Source organism: Paracoccus zeaxanthinifaciens ATCC 21588, from assembly GCF_000420145.1.
Lineage (GTDB): Bacteria > Pseudomonadota > Alphaproteobacteria > Rhodobacterales > Rhodobacteraceae > Paracoccus > Paracoccus zeaxanthinifaciens.
Genome location: NZ_ATUJ01000001.1, coordinates 140,857 through 162,403 on the forward strand (window position 1 = coordinate 140,857; position 21,547 = coordinate 162,403).

General features: G+C 68.7%; 22 protein-coding genes and 1 pseudogene. 9 read left to right on the plus strand and 14 right to left on the minus strand.

What is annotated here, in order from left to right; genetic code table 11:
* The first annotated feature begins 222 nt into the window (after window positions 1-222).
* Complete coding sequence (locus F804_RS15185; protein WP_022705825.1) at window positions 223-453, plus strand: hypothetical protein; 231 nt, start codon at window positions 223-225, stop codon at window positions 451-453.
* Here the strand turns inward: F804_RS15185 and F804_RS0100735 are convergent.
* The 3 genes from F804_RS0100735 to F804_RS0100745 are packed head-to-tail and all read right to left on the minus strand — an operon-like array spanning window position 438 to window position 2,811.
* The gene (locus tag F804_RS0100735; protein ID WP_022705826.1) at window positions 438-1,214 is read right to left on the minus strand and encodes a lysophospholipid acyltransferase family protein; all 777 of its coding nucleotides are present in this window, start codon (window positions 1,212-1,214) and stop codon (window positions 438-440) included. The genes F804_RS15185 and F804_RS0100735 overlap by 16 nt on opposite strands.
* Window positions 1,211-2,137, minus strand: a complete 927-nt coding sequence (locus F804_RS0100740; protein ID WP_022705827.1) for a cell division protein FtsX — start codon at window positions 2,135-2,137, stop codon at window positions 1,211-1,213. The genes F804_RS0100735 and F804_RS0100740 overlap by 4 nt, the downstream gene beginning before the upstream one ends.
* Window positions 2,137-2,811 carry a cell division ATP-binding protein FtsE gene (locus tag F804_RS0100745; RefSeq protein ID WP_022705828.1) on the minus strand — a complete coding sequence of 225 codons (675 nt, stop codon included), beginning with the start codon at window positions 2,809-2,811 and terminating at the stop codon, window positions 2,137-2,139. Before F804_RS0100745 ends, F804_RS0100740 begins: the two co-directional genes overlap by 1 nt.
* Window positions 2,812-2,923: 112 nt before the next feature.
* On the opposite strand from F804_RS0100745, the gene F804_RS0100750 reads away from it, so the two are divergent.
* Window positions 2,924-3,694, plus strand: coding sequence for a zinc-ribbon domain-containing protein (locus tag F804_RS0100750; RefSeq protein WP_084686352.1), 771 nt, complete (start codon window positions 2,924-2,926; stop codon window positions 3,692-3,694).
* Here F804_RS0100750 and F804_RS0100755 read toward each other — a convergent pair.
* From F804_RS0100755 to argH, 4 genes are read right to left on the minus strand one after another with little or no spacing between them, the layout of a single operon-like run.
* The gene (locus tag F804_RS0100755) at window positions 3,691-6,183 is read right to left on the minus strand and encodes a DUF4175 domain-containing protein (RefSeq protein WP_084686353.1); all 2,493 of its coding nucleotides are present in this window, start codon (window positions 6,181-6,183) and stop codon (window positions 3,691-3,693) included. The genes F804_RS0100750 and F804_RS0100755 overlap by 4 nt on opposite strands.
* Window positions 6,174-7,439 (minus strand): diaminopimelate decarboxylase, encoded by a 1,266-nt coding sequence (gene lysA / locus F804_RS0100760; RefSeq protein WP_022705831.1) that lies wholly within the window; start codon window positions 7,437-7,439, stop codon window positions 6,174-6,176. Before lysA ends, F804_RS0100755 begins: the two co-directional genes overlap by 10 nt.
* 3 nt (window positions 7,440-7,442) lie before the next feature.
* Window positions 7,443-7,586, minus strand: a complete 144-nt coding sequence (locus F804_RS17475) for a hypothetical protein (protein ID WP_022705832.1) — start codon at window positions 7,584-7,586, stop codon at window positions 7,443-7,445.
* Window positions 7,583-8,989: an argininosuccinate lyase gene (gene argH, locus F804_RS0100770; protein WP_022705833.1), complete on the minus strand. Its 1,407-nt coding sequence runs from the start codon at window positions 8,987-8,989 to the stop codon at window positions 7,583-7,585. Before argH ends, F804_RS17475 begins: the two co-directional genes overlap by 4 nt.
* 22 nt (window positions 8,990-9,011) lie before the next feature.
* Between argH and F804_RS0100775 the strand changes: the two genes are divergently transcribed.
* Window positions 9,012-9,557: a TlpA disulfide reductase family protein gene (locus tag F804_RS0100775; protein ID WP_022705834.1), complete on the plus strand. Its 546-nt coding sequence runs from the start codon at window positions 9,012-9,014 to the stop codon at window positions 9,555-9,557.
* Here the strand turns inward: F804_RS0100775 and F804_RS0100780 are convergent.
* Window positions 9,544-10,110, minus strand: coding sequence for a DNA-3-methyladenine glycosylase I (locus F804_RS0100780; protein WP_022705835.1), 567 nt, complete (start codon window positions 10,108-10,110; stop codon window positions 9,544-9,546). The two genes, F804_RS0100775 and F804_RS0100780, sit on opposite strands and share 14 nt — an antisense overlap.
* Before the next feature lie 82 nt (window positions 10,111-10,192).
* On the opposite strand from F804_RS0100780, the gene F804_RS0100785 reads away from it, so the two are divergent.
* The 3 genes from F804_RS0100785 (at window position 10,193) to phbB (ending at window position 13,110) form a co-directional block, all read left to right on the plus strand.
* A complete protein-coding gene (locus F804_RS0100785) occupies window positions 10,193-11,017 on the plus strand; it encodes an EAL domain-containing protein (RefSeq protein ID WP_022705836.1) in 825 nt (274 codons plus the stop codon).
* A 113-nt stretch (window positions 11,018-11,130) separates the two neighbouring features.
* Window positions 11,131-12,303, plus strand: a complete 1,173-nt coding sequence (locus tag F804_RS0100790) for an acetyl-CoA C-acetyltransferase (protein WP_022705837.1) — start codon at window positions 11,131-11,133, stop codon at window positions 12,301-12,303.
* Window positions 12,304-12,387: 84 nt separating this feature from the next.
* Entirely contained in the window at window positions 12,388-13,110 is a 723-nt protein-coding gene (gene phbB, locus F804_RS0100795; protein WP_022705838.1) for a beta-ketoacyl-ACP reductase, read from the plus strand.
* Window positions 13,111-13,184: 74 nt separating this feature from the next.
* On the opposite strand, the gene F804_RS17065 is transcribed toward phbB, so the two are convergent.
* The 3 genes from F804_RS17065 to F804_RS0100810 all read right to left on the minus strand — a co-directional run bounded on the left by F804_RS17065 (window position 13,185) and on the right by F804_RS0100810 (window position 14,369).
* The gene (locus F804_RS17065; RefSeq protein ID WP_084686382.1) at window positions 13,185-13,349 is read right to left on the minus strand and encodes a YdcH family protein; all 165 of its coding nucleotides are present in this window, start codon (window positions 13,347-13,349) and stop codon (window positions 13,185-13,187) included.
* A gap of 77 nt (window positions 13,350-13,426) precedes the next feature.
* Window positions 13,427-14,167: a tRNA1(Val) (adenine(37)-N6)-methyltransferase gene (locus tag F804_RS0100805; protein WP_022705840.1), complete on the minus strand. Its 741-nt coding sequence runs from the start codon at window positions 14,165-14,167 to the stop codon at window positions 13,427-13,429.
* On the minus strand, window positions 14,160-14,369 hold the full coding sequence (locus F804_RS0100810; protein WP_022705841.1) for a putative signal transducing protein: 210 nt from the start codon (window positions 14,367-14,369) through the stop codon (window positions 14,160-14,162). The genes F804_RS0100805 and F804_RS0100810 overlap by 8 nt, the downstream gene beginning before the upstream one ends.
* 75 nt (window positions 14,370-14,444) lie before the next feature.
* On the opposite strand from F804_RS0100810, the gene F804_RS0100815 reads away from it, so the two are divergent.
* The gene (locus F804_RS0100815; RefSeq protein ID WP_022705842.1) at window positions 14,445-15,446 is read left to right on the plus strand and encodes a polyprenyl synthetase family protein; all 1,002 of its coding nucleotides are present in this window, start codon (window positions 14,445-14,447) and stop codon (window positions 15,444-15,446) included.
* Window positions 15,447-15,583: 137 nt separating this feature from the next.
* On the opposite strand, the gene F804_RS0100820 is transcribed toward F804_RS0100815, so the two are convergent.
* Window positions 15,584-16,915, minus strand: a complete 1,332-nt coding sequence (locus tag F804_RS0100820) for an ammonium transporter (protein WP_022705843.1) — start codon at window positions 16,913-16,915, stop codon at window positions 15,584-15,586.
* Window positions 16,916-17,292: 377 nt separating this feature from the next.
* Here F804_RS0100820 and F804_RS15190 point away from each other — a divergent pair, with 377 nt between their 5' ends.
* Complete coding sequence (locus F804_RS15190; protein ID WP_022705844.1) at window positions 17,293-19,590, plus strand: transglycosylase domain-containing protein; 2,298 nt, start codon at window positions 17,293-17,295, stop codon at window positions 19,588-19,590.
* A gap of 55 nt (window positions 19,591-19,645) precedes the next feature.
* Here F804_RS15190 and F804_RS0100830 read toward each other — a convergent pair whose 3' ends face one another.
* Window positions 19,646-20,254 carry an MlaC/ttg2D family ABC transporter substrate-binding protein gene (locus F804_RS0100830; RefSeq protein WP_028725455.1) on the minus strand — a complete coding sequence of 203 codons (609 nt, stop codon included), beginning with the start codon at window positions 20,252-20,254 and terminating at the stop codon, window positions 19,646-19,648.
* Complete coding sequence (locus tag F804_RS15195) at window positions 20,229-21,011, minus strand: MlaA family lipoprotein (RefSeq protein WP_022705846.1); 783 nt, start codon at window positions 21,009-21,011, stop codon at window positions 20,229-20,231. Before F804_RS15195 ends, F804_RS0100830 begins: the two co-directional genes overlap by 26 nt.
* 155 nt (window positions 21,012-21,166) lie before the next feature.
* On the opposite strand from F804_RS15195, the pseudogene F804_RS17765 reads away from it, so the two are divergent.
* A pseudogene (locus F804_RS17765) lies at window positions 21,167-21,373 on the plus strand (type I secretion system permease/ATPase); the annotation flags it as partial.
* Window positions 21,374-21,547: the final 174 nt, after the last annotated feature.

Genomic DNA, 21,547 nt, shown 5'->3' on the forward strand with positions numbered 1-21,547 from the left:
AAGGAGGGGCTGGATGAACCATACCGCACAGCAACTCCGACAAGGGGCCACCGTCAGGACGTCGAACCGACGCTGAACGCCGCCCCACGGGCAATTACCGCAGATGACATGACCGCATGACCCCTTTTGCCGGGGCCGATGCCGCATGCGCTGCATTTCCACATCCAAAGACCGGAACGCGATGCCAAGGGGGGAATCCCTTCATCGCCAGGAGAAAAGACCATGATCGCAGAGATGCACCCCGGCCACGGGCCGCTCATGCCCGCCATCCACCGCCTGATCCTTCGCCACGGCGCAAGCGCCGTCGCATGGGCCATGCTGCGCGCGCTGCTGATGCCACGGAAAAGGCGGCCGAGGCCGCCCGATCCCTACCATCTCAGCCCGCATATGCGGCGCGACATCGGGCTGCCGCCCGAGGCCCCGCACGTGCCGCGCTACTATGAATTGCGCTGATCGGCGATCGGCGTGAACCCCGCCTCGGCCATCAATCGGTCCGAGGCGGTCTCGATCTCGGCCTCGAGCCGCGGAAGGAAGCCTTCGCGCGGAGCCTCGGGGCCGATTTCGGGCAGGAACTCGATGATGGCGGTGCCGGGGCGGATGCCCCAGCCCTTGCGCGGCCAGAACAGCCCGGTGTTCACCGCGACCGGCGCGACCGACAGCCCCGTGCTGGCGCGGATGGTCGAGACGCCGTGCTTGTAGGGGCGGCGTTCGCCCGGCAGCGTCCGCGTTCCTTCGGGATAGATGATCAGCTGGCCCAGCCCGTCTCCCGCCAGCCGCTGGTTGATCTGCGACGAGATCGCGGCCATCGCGTCCCGCCCCTTGCGGCGGTCGATGGGGATGCAGCCGACCTTCCAGGCGAACCAGCCCACGACCGGGACGCGCATCACCTCGCGCTTCATGATGAAGGCGCGGCGGGGAACCGCCTGCGCGATCATCAGGATGTCCCAGAAGCACTGGTGCTTGGCGGCGACGATGATGTCGCGCGTGGGGGGCGTGCCCCGCACCTCGCAGCGCAGGCCCAGATGGATGCGGGCGGCCCATGCCAGATGCGCGATCCAGCGATCGCCCACGCGGTTCGCACCGCGCCGTCCGTCCCGCAGGCTGATCAGCCCGAACAGCCCGATCAGCAGGGTGGCGATGGCGGCATGCACGTAGAAGGTCACGTTGCGCAGGTATTGCAGCGGGGTCAGCGGGCCGGGGCGGTAATCGCTCATCGCACGGCCTCCAGCATCTTCAGCGCGGCCCAACGGGTGGCGAAGAAGCCGACCGCCGCGGCGATCAGCGGGATGGTCAGCGGCACCAGCCAGCCAAGGCCCTGGAACCCGAGGCCCGTCAGGAACCCGCCCGCCTGTTCGGCCGATGGCAGGATCGCGATGCCCAGCATCCCCGCCGCGGTGCCGACCGAAGCGCCTGCCGCCGCGCGGCGGGTGAAGCGGCGCACGAAAGCCGTGGCGATGGTCAGGTCGCGCGCCCCGATCAGGCGCAGCACGCGGATCACCTGCCCGTTCGCGGCCAGCGCGGCCTTGGCGGCCAGCGTGATCATCGCGGCCGATGCCGCCGCGATCAGGATCAGCGACACGATCCCCAAGAATTTCAGGCGCTTCGCCGCCGAGATCAGCGGCCGCCGCCATTCGGTATGATCGTCCAGCACCGAACCCGGCGCCTCGGCCTCGAGGCGCAGGCGCAGGCCCTCGGGGTCGAAATCCGCGCTTTCGACCGGCAGGTCGATCAGCGCGGGCATGGGCAGCGCGTCGACCGGCATGTCGGGGCCGAACCACGGTTCCAGCAGGGCGGCCAGTTCCTCGGGGGGCAGCTGGCGCGGCTGGCCGACGCCGGGCGTGGTGCGCAGGATCTGCAGCGCGGACTGGACGCGGGCCTCCTGTTCGCCGGCGGGGGCGCTGACGCGCACCGTGACGGCGCCTGCAAGGTCCGAGGACCAGCGCTCGGCCAGCCGCCCCGTCGCCATCGCAAGCGCCAGCGCGAAGACGGCCAGGAAGGCCATCGCCCCGGCCGAGAACAGCGTCAGCTGCGCGGTGAAGCCGGTCGGCGGCACGATGCGGTCGCTGCCATTCACCTCGGATCCGAACAGGCCGCGCCACAGGGCGATCGGGTTCAGCGTTCTGCGGTCGTTGCCCATCACAGGTCGGCCCCCGCCAGATGCAGCGTCCCGCCCGAGATGCGCAGCACGCGCGCCGTCACCTGCGCCTTGGTGGCGCGGATCAGGTTCAGGTCATGGGTCGCGACCAGCACGGTCTTGCCCGATTTGTTCAGCTCGATCAGCAGCTGCATCAGCCGCATGGACATCTCCCAGTCCAGGTTGCCCGTGGGTTCGTCCGCAAGGACGACATCGGGCGACAATATCACGGCGCGGGCCAAGGCGGCGCGCTGTCTTTCGCCGCCCGACAGCGATGGCGGCAGCGCGCGGGCGTGGTTCTGCAACTGCACCCAGCCCAGAAGGTCGCGCATCGCCTGCAGGTCGACCGGCTCGCCCGCGATGGTCAGCGGCAGGGCGATGTTCTCGGCCACGGGCAGGTGGTCGAGGAACTGCGGGTCCTGGTGGACCACGCCGACCCGGCGGCGCAGGTCGGCCACCGCGTCGCGGTCCAGCGAACGCGGCTCCTCTCCGAACAGGTTCATCCGGCCCGAACTGGGCATCAGGTCGCCATAGCACAGCCGCAGAAGCGTGGTCTTGCCCGCCCCCGACGGCCCGGTCAGGAAATGGAACATCCCCGCCTGAAGGCTCAGGTTCATGTCCGACAATAGCTCGGCCTGGCCCTGATAGCCGAAACCGACGTCCCGCATCTCGATCAAGCGCCACCTCATCGTTCCAAATCGGCCCGTCTTGATGCGGGCCCTGCGCCCGGATGCTTGGAAGCCGGACTGACGCTTGATAAAACAGCCGCAGGACGATTACGAGGGTGCCATGTCTGAAATCAGGTTGATCTGTCCGGGATGCGGATCGGACTATGCTTTGCCGGTTTCAGCGATCCCGGAGGCGGGCCGCGAGGTGGAATGCGCCGATTGCGGGCGCGTCTGGCTGGCGCGGCGCGGCGATGCGGTCCAGGCAGCCGCCGATCACGATGACGAGATCGCGCCCGAAGACGATGCCCCGCCCCCGCAGCGCGAGGCGGTGATGCCCAGCAAGCGGCTGGCCCCCGACATGCTGCAATTCCTCAAGGACGAGGTCGAACACGAACGCCGCCTGCGCGAGGCCGAGGGTCAGACCCGTTACCGCCCCATCAGCAGCGAGGCCTACGAGGCCGACTGGCCCGCGACCACCGTGACCCTGCCCGCCGCCGCGACGACGACCACTGCGACGGGGACCCGCGTGATCCGGCACAAGCCTCAGCCCGCAGCCGAGCCGCAGCCCGAAGCGTCCGTCCGCGTCGGCGGGGACGACGCCCCGACACGCCCCGCCCGCGTCACGCGCATCATCGAACCCGCCCCCGTTCCCGAACTCGCCGCTGTTCCCGAACCGGCCGTCGTGGCGGTGCCGGAAGCGAAGCGGCGCAGCGGTTACGGGGCCGGGATGGCGCTGATGCTGGCGGTCGCCGCATCGGCGGCCGTGGTCTATGTCGCGGCGCCGAACCTCGCCCCCGACAGCCCCGTGGGCGAGACGCTGATGGAATGGCGCGGCGGTCTGGACCGTGCGCGGCTGTGGCTGGACGGTCAGGCCGCGCGGCTGAGGGGCTAGAACCGTTCGAGCAGCCGGCCCAAGTAGTCGCGCTCGTCGCTCGGGCGGTTCGGGTCGGCGCTGCGGCGGCGGATCTCGTCCAGCAGCTCGCGCGCGCGGCGGTTGCCGTCGCCCGCGCCATCCGCCATGTCGCCGCCCTGCGCCGAACCGCCGCCATTCCCCGCCTCGCGGCCAAGGGGATCGCGACCGTTGCGTCCGCCGCGCGCGGACTGGCTGCCATCCTGCCCCTGTCCCTGCGCGTTCTCGTCGGCGGCCTCGCCCGGTTGCCCTTCCTGCGCCAGCATGTCGGCCAGCGCGCGCATCCCTTCGCGCATCGCGGTGATCGCATCCGCCTGCCGGCGCATCGCCCCCGAGGGATCGCCGTCGCGCAGTGCCTGTTCGGCCTCTTCCATCGCACGGCCGGCCTCGTCCATGCGGCGTCGGGCCTCGTCGCCATCATCGGACCCCTCGCCCGGCATCAATTCGCGCTGACGGCCCAGTTCCTCGCGCAGTTCGCGCTGGCGGGCGGCCAGATCGTCGTCGCCCCCCTGCCCGCGCTGCATCTGGCGGAACGCCTCGTCCGACAGGTCCTGCTGGTCGCGCAGCGTGTCGGCCAGGCGGTTCATCGAGGGGCTGCCCCGGCGCCCCTCGCCGCCCTGCTGGCCCTGCGACTGGCGGACCTCGATATTCTCCATCAGGCGGTTGAACTGCTCCAGCAGCTGCTCGGCCTCGGCCATGCGGCCCTCGTTCATCAGGCGCTGGATCTCGTCCATCATCTGCTGGATCTGGTCGCCCGTGACCTCGGCATTGCGCTGCTCGCCCCGGTCGGGGCGGTCGGTCATGTCCTCGGGTTCGGCCTGTTCCGCCAGCATCTGCGTATAGGCGTCGGTCGCCTCGCGCAGCTCGTCCATGAGGCGCTGGATCTCGTCGGGGCTGGCACCGTTGCGGATCGCCTCGGACAGGCGCTGCTGGGCATCCCGCATCCGTTGCAGCGCGTCCGACAGGCCGCCATCCTCCAGCAGGACCGCCGCCTCCCACAGGGCATCGGCAAGGCGGTCGCGGGCCTCGGCGTCGAAGGCATCGCCCTCCAGCAGCCCAACCGCACCACGCAGTTCGGAATAGAGATCGGGCTCGACGAAGCCCTCGGGCTGCCAGGTCAGGGCGCGCAGGATCTCGGCGCTGCGGCGGGCGTTCCGGCGCGACCACAGCAGGTCGCGGCGCAGCTCGATCAGGGCGGCGGCCATCGGCGCGAAGAAGCGGCGGCCCGGCAGGTCCATCGCGCGGGGGGCGGACAGCCCCTCCTGACCGATGCCGTCAAGCGCGCGCAGGCGCAGCGTCACCGGCAGGTTGGCCCAGGGGTGGCGCGACAGGTCCTGCGCGATCTGGCCCGCGATGTCGTCGCGGCCCGTGCGCGGCAGGGCGATGGGCAGGGCCAGATCGTCCCGGGGTTCGGGATCGACGGCCAGCCCGAAGCGGCGGTCCACCGCGGGCAGATCCAGCGCGATGCGGGCCTCGGCCGCGGTGACGCCGTGATCGTCGCCGGCGGTATAGTCCTGCACCATCCGCCCGTCGGCGCGGCGCTGCGGCACGTCGCCAAGCGCAATGACCGGCGCGGCATCCGGCAGCACGGTGATCGCGAAGTCGCGCCCCCCCACCCCAAGCGTGCCGCTGCGTTCGGCGACCAGTTCGGGCGCGCCCTCGTCGCCGGTCGTTTCCGAAGCCACGTCCTGCACGACCGGCACGTCGGCGCCATAGATGCGCAGGCTGATGCGGCTGCCCTTGGGCAGGTCCAACACCTCGCCGTCAGGCAGGGCGTTCAGATAGATCGCGGGACGGCGGGTATAGGCGGGGGGCTCGGCCCATCCTTCCCATTCGGGGCCGGTGGGTGCGGCGTCGGTCAGCGCGGCGCGGGGAAGGACGGTCGCGGCCATGGCGCGGATGCCCTGCCCCATCTGGTCGGCACCGCCGAAGATCAGCGCCATCGCAAAGGCCAGAAGCGCCGCCAGCCGCAGCGCGAAGGGGTCGCGGCGCGACAGGCCCGCATCGGGCGGCACGGCGCGGGCGCGGGCGGCAAGGTCGCGCATCTGGTGCAGGTGGGCCTGCCACAACGGGCCCGCATCGCCGATGGCGGGCCGGTCGTTCAGCGCGGCCAGCGGGCGCCCCGGCAGGCTGCGGTCAAGCCGTTCGCGCGCGTCGGGCGCGCGCACGCGGCGGTGACGCAACCCGCCATGCACCGCGGCGGCCAGCGTCGCGGCCAGCCACGCGCCGCCGATCCACGGCAGGGCGGAAGGCTCGATGCCCGCCACCAGCCCGCCCCACATCGCGGCGAAGGCAAGGCCAAGCAGGCAGGCCAGCGGCCAGAAGGCCGAAATCGCGCGTTCCCAGACCAGCCCCATCCGGGTCAGGCGCAGGGCGCGGCGCAGGCGGGTGTCGGTGGGGAATTCGTCATCGGTCCGGGGGCGCACGGCCCCCGGCCCGTATCGGGCAGCAAGGCGCCGGATCAAAGCCATTCCGGGATGGTATCCCGGGCCAGCATCTCCTCATATGTCGGGCGGGCGCGGATAACGGCGAATTGATCGCCATCGACCAGCACCTCGGGGACGAGGGGGCGGGAATTGTATTCCGACGCCATCACGGCCCCGTATGCCCCGGCCGAGCGGAATGCGATCAGCTCGCCCGCCTCCATCGCGGGCAGCTGCGCGCCCTTCTGGAAGGTGTCGCCGGATTCGCAGACCGGGCCCACCACGTCATAGGGGCGGACCTGCGCACCCACGTCCGGTTCGCGGACCGCGACGATGTCGTGATGCGCGCCGTACATGGCCGGGCGCAGCAGGTCGTTCATCGCCGCGTCCACGATCAGGAAGTCGCGATCCTCGCCGTTCTTGACATAGACGACCTCGCTCAGCAGCACGCCCGCATTGCCGACGATGTTGCGGCCCGGCTCGATCTCGATCTCGCAGCCCAGATGGCCGACGGCATCGCGGATCACCTGCCCGTATTCGATGGGCAGGGGCGGCGCGTTGTTGTCGCGGCGATAGGGGATGCCCAGGCCCCCGCCCAGGTCCAGGCGCGTGATCTCGTGCCCCTCGGCGCGCAGCATGGTCGTCAGTTCCGCGACCTTCGCATAGGCGGCGCGGAACGGGTCCAGATCGGTCAGCTGGCTGCCGATATGCACGTCCACGCCCACGACCTTCAGACCCGGCAGGGACGCGGCCTCGGCATAGACCTCTCGCGCGCGGGAAATCGGGATGCCGAACTTGTTCTCGGACTTGCCGGTCGCGATCTTCTCGTGGGTCTTGGCATCGACATCGGGGTTCACGCGGATCGCCACGGGGACGGTCGCGCCCATGCTGGCGGCCACCTCGGACAGGACCCGCATCTCGGGCTCGCTCTCGATGTTGAACTGGCGGATGCCGCCCTCGATGGTCTGGCGCATCTCGGCGCGGGTCTTGCCCACGCCCGAGAACACGATCCGGTCACCCGGCACGCCCGCCGCGCGGGCCCGCGCATATTCGCCGCCCGAGACGACATCCATGCCCGCGCCCATGTCGCCCATCAGCTTGAGCACGGCAAGGTTGCTGTTCGACTTGACCGCGAAGCAGACGAGGTGGTCCGTCCAGTCCAGCGCCTGCCGGAACAGGCCGAAATGCCGCCGCAGCGTGGCCGCGGAATAGACGTAGACGGGGCTGCCCACCTCGGCCGCGATGCGGCTCAGGGGCACGTCCTCGGCGTGAAGCGCGCCGTCGCGATAGAGGAAATGATCCATGGACTACTCGGTCGCGATGCCGATACGGGCATCGCCGCTGATGGTGATGCCGGATTGCGCCGGCTTGTCGGCGGGACGCTTCGGGGCGCCGTCGACGCCGCAGGCCCCAAGGGCCAGCAGCGCCATGATGCAGGTGATGCGGGTCATGCCAGCTTCTCCTTCCAGCGGGCGATCTGGGCGCGGACCTGGTCGGGTGCCGTCCCGCCATAGCTTTGGCGCGAGGCGACCGAGTTGTGGACCCCCAGCACGCCAAACACGTCCTGCGTGATGCCGTCATGGACGGACCGCATGTCCTCCAGCGTCAGGTCCGGCAGGTCGATCCCGCGCGTCTCGGCCATGGCGACCAGCGATCCGGTGACGTGATGGGCATCGCGGAAGGGCAGCCCCAGTTCGCGCACCAGCCAGTCGGCAAGGTCGGTCGCGGTGGAAAAGCCCGCGCTTGCGGCCCCTTCCAGACGGTCGCGATTGGCGGTCAGGTCGGTGATCATGCCCGACATGGCGGCCAGCGACAAAAGCAGGTTGTCGGCGGCGTCGAAGACCTGTTCCTTGTCCTCCTGCATGTCCTTGGAATAGGCCAAGGGCAGGCCCTTCATCACCGTGAACAGCGCGACCGTGCCGCCCAGGATGCGCCCGATCTTGGCGCGGATCAGTTCCGCCGCATCCGGGTTGCGCTTCTGCGGCATGATCGACGACCCGGTCGACCACTTGTCCGACATCGACACGAAGCGGAACTGGGCCGAGGACCAGATCACCAGCTCCTCGCTCAGGCGCGACAGGTGGACGGCGCAGATCGAGGCGCAGGACAGGAATTCCAGCGCGAAATCGCGGTCGCTGACGGCATCGAGGCTGTTGGCCATCGGGCGGTCGAAGCCCAGATCGCGGGCGGTCGCCTGACGGTCGATGGGGTATCCCGTGCCCGCCAGCGCCGCGGCACCCAGGGGCGATTCGTTCATCCGCGCACGCGCATCGCGGAAGCGCGACAGGTCGCGGCCGAACATCTCGACATAGGCCATCATGTGGTGGCCCCAGGTGACCGGCTGGGCGGTCTGCAGATGGGTGAAGCCCGGCATGACCCAGTCGGCGCCCGCCTCGGCCTGGCCCAGGCAGGCGCGGATCAGGGCCTCCAGCCCCTCGATCGCGGCATCGCACTGGTCGCGGACCCACAGGCGGAAATCGGTCGCGACCTGATCGTTGCGCGACCGGCCCGTGTGCAGACGGCCCGCGGGTTCGCCGATGATCTCCTTCAGGCGGGCCTCCACGTTCATGTGGATGTCCTCCAGCGCGGTGCGGAAGGGGAAATTCCCGGCCTCGATCTCTGACAAGACGGTGAGCAGGCCTTCCCTGATGGCCTCGGCATCGGTATCGCTGATGATGCCCTGCGCCGCCAGCATCGCGGCATGGGCCCGGCTGCCGCGGATGTCCTGGGCATAGAGGCGCCGGTCGAATCCAATCGAGGCGTTGATCGCCTCCATGATCGCATCGGGTCCGGCGGCGAAGCGCCCGCCCCACATGCTGTTGGCGGCGTCGTTGCTGTCGGGCCGGTCGGTCATCTGTCAGTCCTTCGGAGGTCCAATGCTGCGTTCCGTCCTGCTTTATACGGCACTGTTACTCGGTGCAAATGCCGCCTATGCCGAACCCGACTGGCAGGCCGCGAAGGAAGGCGGCCTTCCCAAGCTGGTCGTGGCCGACGATGCCCCCCCGGTCGGCGACACGGTCTTCACCGATCCCGATGGCGGCGAGCATCGCCTGGCCGACTGGAAGGGCAAGATCGTGCTGGTGAACTTCTGGGCGACCTGGTGCGCCCCCTGCCGCGAGGAGATGCCCGCGCTGGACAACCTGCAGAAGGAGCTGGGCGGCGAGGATTTCGAGGTGGTGACCATCGCCACCGGCCGCAACGCCCCCGCGCGCATCGACGATTTCTTCGACGAGGTCGGCGTGACCGACCTGCCCGTCCTTCTGGATCCGCGCCAGCAGCTGGCACGGGAAATGGGCGTGGTGGGCCTGCCGGTGACCGTGCTGCTGGACCGCGACGGCAACGAGGTCGCGCGTTACCTGGGCGATGCGGAATGGGATTCGGACACCGCCAAGACCCTGATCGGTCAGCTTATCGAGGGCTGATCGCGCCGTGCCGGTGGCAGGTGGCGACATGGTCGTCCACCATGCCCGTGGCCTGCATGAAGGCATAGGTGATGACCGGCCCGCAGAAGCCGAAGCCCTCGGATTTCAGCGCCTTGGACATGGCCTGCGATTCGGGCGTCTGCGCGGGCACCTGCGACAGGTCGGCGGGCGAATTGCGGATCGGATCGCCCCCGACGACCCCCCACAACCACGGCGAGAAGCCGCGTTCGTCCTCGATCCGCAGGAAGGATCGTGCGCCGCGGACGGCGGCCTCGATCTTCGCGCGGTGGCGGATGATGCCGGGATTGCCCATCGCGCGGTCGATGCGCGCCTGGTCCCAGGCGGCGACGCGTTCGGGGTCGAAGCCGTCGAATTCCTGCCGGAACCCCTCGCGCTTGCGCAGGATGGTGATCCAGCTCAGCCCGGCCTGGAACGCCTCGAGGGTCAGCGCCTCCCACAGGGCGCGGGGGTCGCGTTCGGGCACGCCCCATTCGCGGTCGTGATAATCGACATAGAGCGGATCGTCCCCGCACCAGCCGCAGCGTTCAACCATGGGTTAACCCAGTTTCCAGATATCCCTGACGATTCACGCAAGGTTAAGGCATGGTGCGCAGACTGCAAGCCAGACGAAGGACATGAGGCGCACCGTGACCAGATACCCGGAAAACTCTTCGCCGCTGGAAGACGCGATCCGGCACCAGGACAGCCTGACGCTCTCGGCCGTGTCGATGGCGGTGGATCGCGGCAGCGCGGTGCTGGCCTTCCAGCCCATCGTCCAGGCGCAGCGCACCAAGACGCCCGCCTTCTACGAGGGGCTGATCCGCGTCATCGACGAAAGCGGGCGACTGGTCCCCCTGCGCGATTTCATGCCCCAGGCGGAAAAGACCGAGCTGGGCCGCAAGATCGACTGCTTGTCGCTGTCCCTCGGGATGCAGACCCTGGCCGAGGATCCGGGCCTGCGCCTTTCGATCAACATGTCCGCCCGCTCGATCCTTTATCCCCGCTGGATGGAGACCCTGCGCCGCGGCATATCCGAGGACCCGACCCTGGGCGAACGCCTGATCCTGGAGATCACCGAAAGCAGCGCGATGGACATGCCGCAGGACGTGCAGCGCTTCATGTCCGAAGTGCAGTCCCACGGCGTCAGCCTTGCGCTGGACGATTTCGGCGCGGGCTATACCTCGTTCCGCTATCTGCGCGACTTCTGCTTCGACATGATCAAGATCGACGGGCAGTTCATCCGCCAGATCGCGGGCAACCCCGACAACCAGGTCCTGACCCGCGCGCTACAGTCCATCGCGCATCACTTCGACATGTTCACCGTCGCGGAATCGGTCGAGACCGCCGAGGATGCGGCCTTCCTGATCGATATCGGGGTGGATTGCATGCAGGGCTACTATTTCGGGGCGCCGACCATCGCGCCCCCGTGGAAGAAGCCGCCCTCGCTGGCCACGCGCTAGGCAGTCCGGGCCGTCATCCAACTGTTGCCACACAGCGCTTGACGTGGCGTCGGCAACCCGCATCCTGACCCCATCAGCCGGCACCGCCCGGCAACGAAGGGAAGGAGCCCGCCATGACCAAAGCCGTAATCGTATCTGCCGCACGTACCCCCGTCGGCAGCTTCATGGGCGCATTCGCCAATGTCCCCGCACATGATCTGGGCGCCGCCGTCCTGCGCGAGGTCGTGGCCCGCGCCGGTGTCGACCCCGCCGAGGTCAGCGAGACGATCCTGGGCCAGGTGCTGACCGCCGCGCAGGGCCAGAACCCCGCGCGCCAGGCGCATATCAATGCGGGCCTGCCCAAGGAATCGGCGGCGTGGCTCATCAACCAGGTCTGCGGCTCGGGGCTGCGCGCCGTCGCGCTGGCGGCGCAGCAGGTCATGCTGGGCGATGCGCAGATCGTTCTGGCGGGGGGCCAGGAGAGCATGTCGCTGTCGACCCATGCCGCCTATCTGCGCGCGGGCCAGAAGATGGGCGACATGAAGATGATCGACACCATGATCCGCGACGGGCTGTGGGATGCCTTCAACGGCTATCACATGGGTCAGACCGCCGAGAACGTGGCCGACCAGTGGTCGATCAGCCGCGACCAGCAGGACGAATTCGCCCTGGCTTCGCAGAACAAGGCCGAGGCCGCGCAGAATGCGGGCCGCTTCGATGACGAAATCGTCGCCTATACCGTCAAGGGCCGCAAGGGCGACACGGTCGTCGACAAGGACGAATACATCCGCCACGGCGCCACGATCGAGGGCATGCAGAAGCTGCGCCCCGCCTTCACCAAGGAAGGCTCGGTCACGGCGGGCAACGCGTCGGGCCTGAACGACGGCGCGGCGGCCGTCATGGTCATGTCCGAGGACGAGGCCGCACGCCGCGGGCTGACGCCGCTGGCGCGCATCGCCTCCTATGCGACGGCGGGCCTCGACCCGGCGATCATGGGCACCGGGCCGATCCCCTCCAGCCGCAAGGCGCTGGAAAAGGCGGGCTGGTCGGTCGGCGACCTGGACCTGGTCGAGGCGAACGAGGCCTTTGCCGCGCAGGCCTGCGCCGTGAACAAGGACATGGGCTGGGATCCGTCCATCGTGAACGTCAACGGCGGCGCGATCGCCATCGGCCACCCGATCGGCGCCTCGGGGGCGCGGATCCTGAACACCCTGCTGTTCGAGATGCAGCGCCGCGACGCCAAGAAGGGCCTTGCGACGCTGTGCATCGGCGGCGGCATGGGCGTCGCCATGTGCCTCGAACGCTGAACGACCGGCGTGTGCGCAATTTAATTGCGCACACGCCCCCTGCAAAGTAGCAATGTTTTACGATAACGAATGAAGGGGGGAATCATGTCCAAGGTAGCACTGGTCACCGGCGGATCGCGCGGCATCGGCGCCGAGATCTGCAAGGCGCTTCAGGCCGCAGGCTATACCGTCGCCGCGAACTATGCCGGCAATGACGACGCGGCCAAGGCCTTCACCGAGGAAACCGGCATCAAGACCTACAAGTGGTCGGTCGCCGATTACGATGCCTGCAAGGCCGGCATCGCCCAGGTCGAAGAGGATCTGGGCCCGATCGCCGTGCTGGTCAACAATGCCGGGATCACCCGCGACGCGCCCTTCCACAAGATGACGCCCGAGAAGTGGAAGGAGGTCATCGACACCAACCTGACCGGCACCTTCAACATGACCCATCCGGTCTGGCCGGGCATGCGCGAACGCAAGTTCGGACGCGTCATCAACATCAGCTCGATCAACGGGCAGAAGGGCCAGTTCGGGCAGGCGAACTATGCCGCGGCCAAGGCGGGCGACCTGGGCTTCACCAAGTCGCTGGCGCAGGAAGGCGCGCGCAACAACATCACCGTCAACGCGATCTGCCCCGGCTATATCGCGACGGACATGGTGATGGCCGTTCCCGAACAGGTCCGCGAGGGGATCATCGCGCAGATCCCCGTCGGCCGCTTGGGCGAGCCGTCCGAGATCGCGCGCTGCGTGGTGTTCCTGGCCTCCGACGATGCGGGCTTCGTCACAGGCTCGACCATCACGGCGAATGGCGGCCAGTACTACATCTGATCGAAGGCCCCGGAACGAAGCAGGCCCGCGCTGAACGCGCGGGCCTTTTCATGTGGCTGTCACCGTCGAAGGGATCAGTGGCCGTATCTGGAGATCTGTTCCTTCAGGCGCAGTTTCTCGCGCTTCAGCGCCGTCAGCTCCAGGTCGCTGGAGCCGGGACTTTTCTGAGCCCTTTCAACTGCATCCGAAAGCTTTTGATGTTTGCGGCGAAGTTCCTCGACATGCGAAGCAACCGACATCACGTCCTCCATAAGAAGTGGTTCGAACAGGGTCAGTGCAGCACGCTTTGGCGATTCTGTCACGAGACTTTCGCAAATCAAATCGTGATCGGCAGTCCGTCGCGAAGAACCGCCTGCGCGGCGGGGGTCAGGTCCTCTCGGTCGACGTCATGGCGGGGGGCGTCGTGCATCACGAAGGGGGCCAGCAGGCGCAGCGGTGCGCGTGCGCCCTTGCGGGCCGCGACGATGACGCGCCCCGCCTCGCGGCCCTGGCGCGCGGCGATCGGCAAGATGGCGATCGCACCCGCCCGCCCCTGCAATGCGGCGATGATCCGGTCCAGCCGGTCGGCGCGCTGGATCACCGTCAGCCAGCCCTTGGGGTTCAGCCGCCGCAGCCCCGCGTCCAGCCAGTCGTCCAGCGGCGTCTCCTCGGTCCGTGCCGTCGCGCGGCCCGCATCGGGCGCGGGCGTGCCGCCAAGGAAATAGGGCGGGTTCATGATGACGTGGTCGAAGCCCCTGCCCCGCAGCCCTGCCGGCGGATCCGACAGATCGCCTGTCAGCACGTCCAGCGGCAGCCCGCATTCCTGCGCGTTCCGCAGGGCCAGCGCGGCATAATCGGCCTGACGCTCCAGCCCGGTGCAGCGCAGCCCCGGCACGCGCGCGGCCAGGCACAGGCTGGCGACGCCCGCCCCGCATCCCAGTTCCAGCACGCTGTCGCCCGGCGCCGCGCGGCAGGCAGCGGCCAGCATCACCGCATCCGCGCCCGACCTGTACCCGCGCGCGGGCTGCCACAGCTGCAGCCGCCCGCCCAGGAACCCGTCGCGGCGAAGATCACTCATCCAGGCCCGCGTCGCGCAGGATGGCGCGGGCCATGAACTCGTCCCGGTCGGCCACCATGACGCGCTGCGCCAGGATGCCGATCGACCCTTCCAGCACGCTCATGTGCTGGTCCATCTGGAAGGTCGTGATCCCCTCGGCTTCCAGCAGGCTCTGGGCCGCCGAGATGCGCACGGGATCGTTGCTGCGGAAAAGCTCTTTCATGGCCGCGACGTTATGCGGCGGTTGCGCATTTGTCGATGGCATGGCAATGCGAGGGCGCAGACACGGGATGATGTGATGAACGTGCAGGAAGACGTCCGCAAACCACTGGACCGGCTGGCCGAGGCGCTGGCACCCGAGATGGAGGCCGTGAACGCGCTGATCCGCGAACGCATGGCCAGCAGGCATGCGCCGCGCATCCCCGAGGTGACCGCCCACCTGATCGAGGCCGGCGGCAAGCGCCTGCGCCCGATGCTGACCCTGGCCGCGGCGAAGCTGCTTGGCTATGGCGGCCCCTATCACGTGCATCTGGCCGCGACGGTCGAATTCATCCACACCGCGACCCTGCTGCATGACGACGTGGTCGACGAAAGCCGCCAGCGCCGCGGGCGTCCGACGGCGAACCTGCTGTGGGACAACAAGTCCAGCGTGCTGGTCGGCGATTACCTGTTCGCGCGCAGCTTCCAGCTGATGGTCGAACCCGGCAGCATGCGCACGCTCGAGATCCTGTCGAACGCCGCCGCCACCATCGCCGAGGGCGAGGTGCTGCAGCTGACCGCGGCGCAGGATCTGGCCACGAACGAGGACATCTATCTGCAGGTCGTGCGCGGCAAGACGGCAGCGCTGTTCTCGGCCGCGACCGAGGTGGGCGGCGTCATCGCGGGCGTCCCCGATGCGCAGGTCCGCGCGCTGTTCGATTACGGCGACGCGCTTGGCATCGCCTTCCAGATCGTGGACGACCTGCTGGATTACGGCGGCACCGCCGAGGCGATCGGCAAGAATACCGGCGACGATTTCCGCGAACGCAAGCTGACGCTGCCGGTGATCAAGGCCGTGGCCCGCGCCACCCCCGAGGAACGCGCCTTCTGGTCGCGCACCATCGAGAAGGGCGACCAGAAGGACGGCGACCTTGAACACGCGCTGGAACTGCTGGCCCGCCACGGCGCGATGGCCGATGCCCGCCGCGACGCGCTGGACTGGGCGGCCAGGGCCCGCGCCTCCCTGCAGATCCTGCCCGAGCATCCGATCCGCGACATGCTGTCGGACCTGGCCGATTTCGTGGTCGAACGCATCGCCTGACCCCCAGCCCCAAGAACGACGACGAAGGCCCGCCATCATGGCGGGCCTTTCGCATTCCGGGGCCCCGAAACGGAAGGGGCGGGCCGCATTGCGCGACCCGCCCCCTCTCCGGGAAGAGACCCGTTATGTCGCGGCGATCATTTCGCCTGGACGAAGTCCGGATAGGCTTCCATCCCCATCTCCGAGATGTCGAGACCGGTGATCTCGGCTTCCTTGCTGACGCGGATGCCCATGGTCGCCTTCAGGATCGACCAGATGATGAAGCTGACCACGAAGACGAAGGCGCCGATGGAGACGATGCCGATGGCCTGCGTGACGAAGCTGGTATCGGGGTTCGTCGCCGGGACGATGATCGTGCCCCAGATGCCCGCCACCAGGTGGACCGGGATCGCGCCGACCACGTCGTCGATCTTCATCTTGTCCAGCATCGGGACCACGAAGCAGGCGATCGCACCACCCACGCCGCCGATCAGGATCGAGGCGAAGATCGTGGGCGTCAGCGGCTCGGCCGTGATCGAGACGAGGCCCGCCAGCGCGCCGTTCAGCACCATGGTCAGGTCGATCTTGCCATAGACCAGCTGCGTCACGATGACGGCGGCCACGGCACCGGCCGATGCGGCCATGTTGGTGTTCACGAAGATGCGGCTGACATCGGCCGCGTCATTGACCGACCCGATGGCCAGCTGCGACGCGCCGTTGAAGCCGAACCAACCCAGCCACAGGATGAACGTGCCGAGCGTCGCCAGCGCCAGGTTCGAACCGGGCATCGGCTGCATGCGGCCGTCGGGACGGTACTTGCCGTGACGTGCGCCCAGCACGATCGCACCTGCCAGTGCCGCGAAGCCGCCTGCCGCGTGGACCAGGGTCGAACCCGCGAAGTCCGAGAAGCCCATCTCGCTCAGGAAGCCGCCGCCCCACTGCCAGCTGGCCTCGATCGGGTAGATGACGCCGGTCAGCACGACCGTGAAGATCAGGAAGGGCCACAGCTTCACGCGCTCGGCCAGGGTGCCCGAGACGATGGACGCGGTGGTCGCGCAGAACATCAGCTGGAAGAAGAAGTCCGAACCGGACGAGTAGCCGTCATCGGCCACGCCCGCGCCGACGGGGTCGATGCCCTTGGGGCTGAAGATCTCGCCGATGACACCCGGCATGGTCCATTCGCCCGGATACATCAGGTTGTAGCCGATCAGCCAGTACATGATGCCCGCGATCGCGAACAGCGAGATGTTCTTGAACAGCTGGGTCGTCACGTTCTTGGAACGCACCAGGCCCGCCTCGAGCATGGCGAAGCCCGCGGCCATCCACATCACGAGGAAGCCGCCGATCAGGAACAGCAGGGTGTTGAAGATATAGACGACATCCGCGCTGACAGCGGCGGCCGCCTCCGCGGGCGCCGCGGCATCCTGCGCGGCAGCAGGATAGGCTGCCAGCGTCGCAAGTGTCGCGATGAGCGGAAGGGTCTTTTGCATGTGTTAAACCTCGCTTCGTGCCACAGCCGCCGGTCCGGCTGCCATCGCCCTTTTCATCGGCAATAGGGACCAGCGGGCAAAGATGTGCCCGCAAGACAGGCCCACGGAATCGCGATCTGCCGCGATTATGGGCAGAATCCGCGCCCTTTGCCCGCCTTTCGGGCCGGATCGGTCTGATCTTTCCGCAGCGATGCCCGCCATGCGTGCAGCGGCGGCCCCTTGCGCGGCGGAATCCCGCGACCGGCGGGAATCCCCCCGGCCGCTGCGGCCCAGATCACGAATTGGCCAATGGAATTCCCCTGAGGGTCAAACTCATGTAGCTTGCGCACAATCACGCCGGCAGAACCGGCACTGGCAGTCACGCAGGCATCCTTGGCATGAAACGACCCACCGGAACCCCGCCCCGCAAGGGCAAGAGCCCCGTTGCCGAAAGGCGCGCCGCGCCCGAAGGCAAGCCCGCCGCGCCCGAAGGCAAGCCCGCCGCGCCCGAAGGCAAGCCCGCCGCGAAGAAGGTTCGCCGCCACAGGCCGCGCCGCGCGAACCGCGGGCCGGTCGGCTGGATCGCAGGCTTCGTGTCGCTGATCTGGCGGATCGTCTGGGGCTCGATCTGGCGCCTGGCCATGACGGTCGCGCTGATCGTGGGCGCCGCGACGGCCTATTTCTACATCAACCTCCCCGAGGCGCAGGAGCTGTTCGACGGCCGCGCGCGCGGGTCGGTGACGATGCTGGACCGCGACGGCCGCGTCTTCGCCTGGCGCGGCGAGACCTATGGCGCGGTCGACAGCACCGAGATCGCGCCCGTCCTGAAGCATGCCGTCATCGCGACCGAGGACCGCCGCTTCTACGGGCACCTGGGTGTCAGCCCGCGCGGCGTCGCCAGCGCCATCAAGATCAACATGGCCGAGGGCCGCGGCCCGCTGGAAGGTCACGGCGGCTCGACCATCACGCAGCAGGTCGCCAAGCTGCTGTGCCTGGGCGAGACCTTCGACCCCACCCAGTACAAGAACGAGGCCGAGTTCGAGGCCGCCTGCCGCGTCGGCAGCCTGTGGCGCAAGATCAAGGAAGTGCCCTTCGCCTTCGCCATGGAGGCGAAATACGGCAAGGACGACATCCTCAACATCTACATGAACCGCTCCTATCTGGGCGGCGGCGCGCGCGGCTTCGAGGCCGCAAGCCAGCGCTACTTCAACAAGCCCGCAAGCCAGGTGACCCCCGCCGAGGCCGCGATGCTGGCGGGCCTCCTGGTCGCGCCCAGCCGCTATGCCCCCACCGCCAGCATCGAGCGCGCGCAGGAACGCGCCAATGTCGTGCTGGGGCTGATGGCCGAACAGGGCTATATTGACGACCAGCAGCTGGCCGAGGCCCGCGCCAATCCCGCCACCCTGTCGCAGGCCGCCGATGCCCGCGCGGGCGGGTATTTCGCCGATTGGCTGATGGAATCCGGCCCCGGCTTCCTGACCAGCGAGACGACCGAGGACGTGACCATCCGCACGACCTTCGACCAGCGCATCCAGCGCGCGGCCGAACGTGCCCTGCAGCGCGTCTTCGACGAGAAGGTCAAGGACGGGTCCAAGGCCGAGGCCGCGGTCGTCGTCATGTCCGCCGACGGCGCCGTCCGCGCCATGATCGGCGGGCGCGACAGCACCGTGAACGGCGCGTTCAACCGCGCGACCCAGGCCAAGCGCCAGACCGGCTCGTCCTTCAAGCCCTTCGTCTATGCCGCGGCGCTCGAGGCGGGCTATGGTCCCGCCGACCGCGTGGACGACAGCCCGCTGACGATCCGCATTCCGGGCGGCAAGAACTGGTCGCCCCAGAACTATACCCGCCGCTTCCACGGCACGGTCAGCATGACCACCGCGCTGGCGCAGTCGCTGAACGTCGCCACGATCCGCCTGCAGGAACTGGCGGGCCGCGACCAGGTAATCCGCATCGCCCATGATTTCGGCATCGTCAGCAACCTGACCCGCAGCCCGTCCCTGGGCCTGGGCGCGTCCGAGGCGACGCTGCTGGAACTGACCGGCGCCTATGCGGGCATCCGCAACGGCGGCACCTCGGTCGCGCCCTACGGGGTGATCGACCTGACCATGCGCGGCGACGACCGGCCCATGATGGGCCAGACCGGCGGCTTCGGCGAGCGTGTCATCAGCCAGCGCGCGGCGGGCCAGCTGATCTACATGATGCAGAAGGTCATCACCGAGGGCACCGGCGGTCGCGCCAGCCTGGGCAGCCGTCCCGTCGCGGGCAAGACCGGCACGACCAGCAGCTATCGCGATGCGTGGTTCGTGGGCTTTACCGAGCAGTATGTCACCGGCGTCTGGATGGGCTATGACGACAACACGCCCCTGTCGGGCGTGACCGGCGGCGGCCTTCCGGCCGAGATCTGGCAGGCCGTCATGTCCGAGATCCACGAGGGTCTGCCGGAACTGGCGCTGTCCACCGTGTCGCCGGACGGCAGCGGCATCATCATGTCGCAGGGCGATTCGACGCCCAAGGTCGTCACCTCGGGTTCGGCGGACGATCCGCTGGCCGCGGCGCTGGCAGGCGTGATGAACACCATCGAGGCCGAGCGTCGGGGCGATCCCGCCCCCGCCGCGCCGACGCCCGCAAGCAACAGCGGCGCCAGCAGCGACGATGCGCTGTCGCGGGCGCTGAACGGGATCCTGGGCGGGAACTGACCCGCAGATCCGGGAACGCCAAGGGGGCGGGCCATCGCGGCCCGCCCTTTCTCGTTCAGCCCGCCTGCTGCAGGTCGGCCGTCAGCGCGGCCACGTCGCCGCCCCGGCGTGCCAGCATGGCCGCGATCTCGGCGCGCTCGCTGGCCAGCATGTTCACGCCCTCGATGATGATGTTGAAGAACAGGTCGCGCCCGGACTTGTCCGAGACGTGCCATTCCACCTCCATCGGCGCGCGACCGTTCAGATAGGCGACCGAGGAGACGGCATAGAAGCTTTTGAGCGGACGCGCGCCCGTCACCTCGATCCGGCTGCCGATGAACTCGCGGAAGCGCTTGCCGTACTTGCGCCCGATATAGCCCTGGAAGGCTGCCTTGTAGACCGCGAACTGCGCCGCATCGATCTGGCGCGCGACGGGGCCCATGGCCGAACGGGCGATCACGTCCACATCGGCATGGCGGGCAAAGATCGCCTCGAAGTCGCGATACATCTGCGCGGGGGCCTTGCCGGAATTGATCACGGCATAGACCTCGGCCAGGGACCGGTCGATCAGCGCGCGCGCGCCGTTCGAATCCAGCGCCCATGCAGGCGCGGCGACCAGCGCCGCCCCCGAGGCGATCAGCCCCAGAAAGCCGCGGCGGTCATTCATAGGGGTCGATGACGGCATCGTCGCCGTAGGGATCGATATCTGCACTCTCTTCTCCAAGCTCGTGGCGGCGGTTCATCAGCCAGATCAGCCGCGTCTGTGCATAACTGTCGGCGCTGCCCTGAAGGATCCCGTCGATCGTGTCGCCGAAACGGGCGCGGTCGGTGGCCTTGGCCCCCACCCGCAGCGCGAAGGCCGCGCGGCGTTCGGGGGCGTCCAGCACCTGGCCAAGCGGATCGATCGCGATGTCGACCACCCGCCCCGCCGTGTCGCGCAGGGTCGAGGGGCCGATCAGCGGCAGCTCCAGATAGGCCCCCTCGGGGGCGCCCCAGACGGCCAGCGTCTCGCCGAAATCGGTGTCGCGCTCGGTCCAGCCGAAGCTGTCGGCGGCGGGATCGAACAGGCCCCCAAGACCGACGGTCGTGTTCGTCGCGAAGCGCAGCGCGTTCATCCCCGCATTGCCGGGGCGCCCCTGCAGCAGCCCGTTCAGCGCCTTGCCCGGCAGCGACAGGTTGCGGCCCGCATTGGCCATCATCCGCACCGGCCCGATCGGATCGCCCGGCTGCGGCGCGGGACCGGCATCCGCGCCGTCCCCCTTGAGGCGGTTCGCGACGGGGCCCACGACATGCGCGTCCACGCCCTTGTTGAAGGCGTGGACGCGGCGGTTCGCGGCCTCGTAGGGGTCGTCGATCAGCACGCCGTCGCGCATCTGCGGATCGCTGGCGCAGCCCGCGGCGGTCAAGACGGCAAGAAGCGCGATGGGAAGGAGGGGGTTCACGTCCGGATGCGCCTTTCGATGCTGCCCGGCCTCGGTTCGCGGCCAATCTGTCGCCAACCGGACAAGACACGGTTTTTTAGTTCATCTCCGGTGATATGGTCGTGATCGATTTCAGACAAGCCCCGCACCCACGGGGCTGCGGACGGGACCGGAAAATGAGCCAAAGACCGCTGCCCCATGACGGGGACAAGGAACTGCGCGCCGCAAGGGCCACGGGCTGGAGGCTGTTCGTGGCGGTCGCCCTGTTCTCGGCGGTGGTGAACCTGCTGATGCTGACGGGCCCGCTGTTCATGCTGCAGGTCTATGACCGCGTCCTCGCCTCGCGCTCGGTCGAGACGCTGACCGCGCTGTTCGTGCTGGTGGCGGTCGCGGGTGCAAGCGCAGGACAGCAACGGGCGGGCGACACGTCCTCCGGGTTCACGGTCTTCTCGCGGACCTTTCAGTTGTTCTTGCAAAGCGCGATGCTGGCCACCGGCGCGTGGCTGGTGCTGCAGTAGCAACTGACACCGGGCGCGATGATCGCCAACTAGATCCTG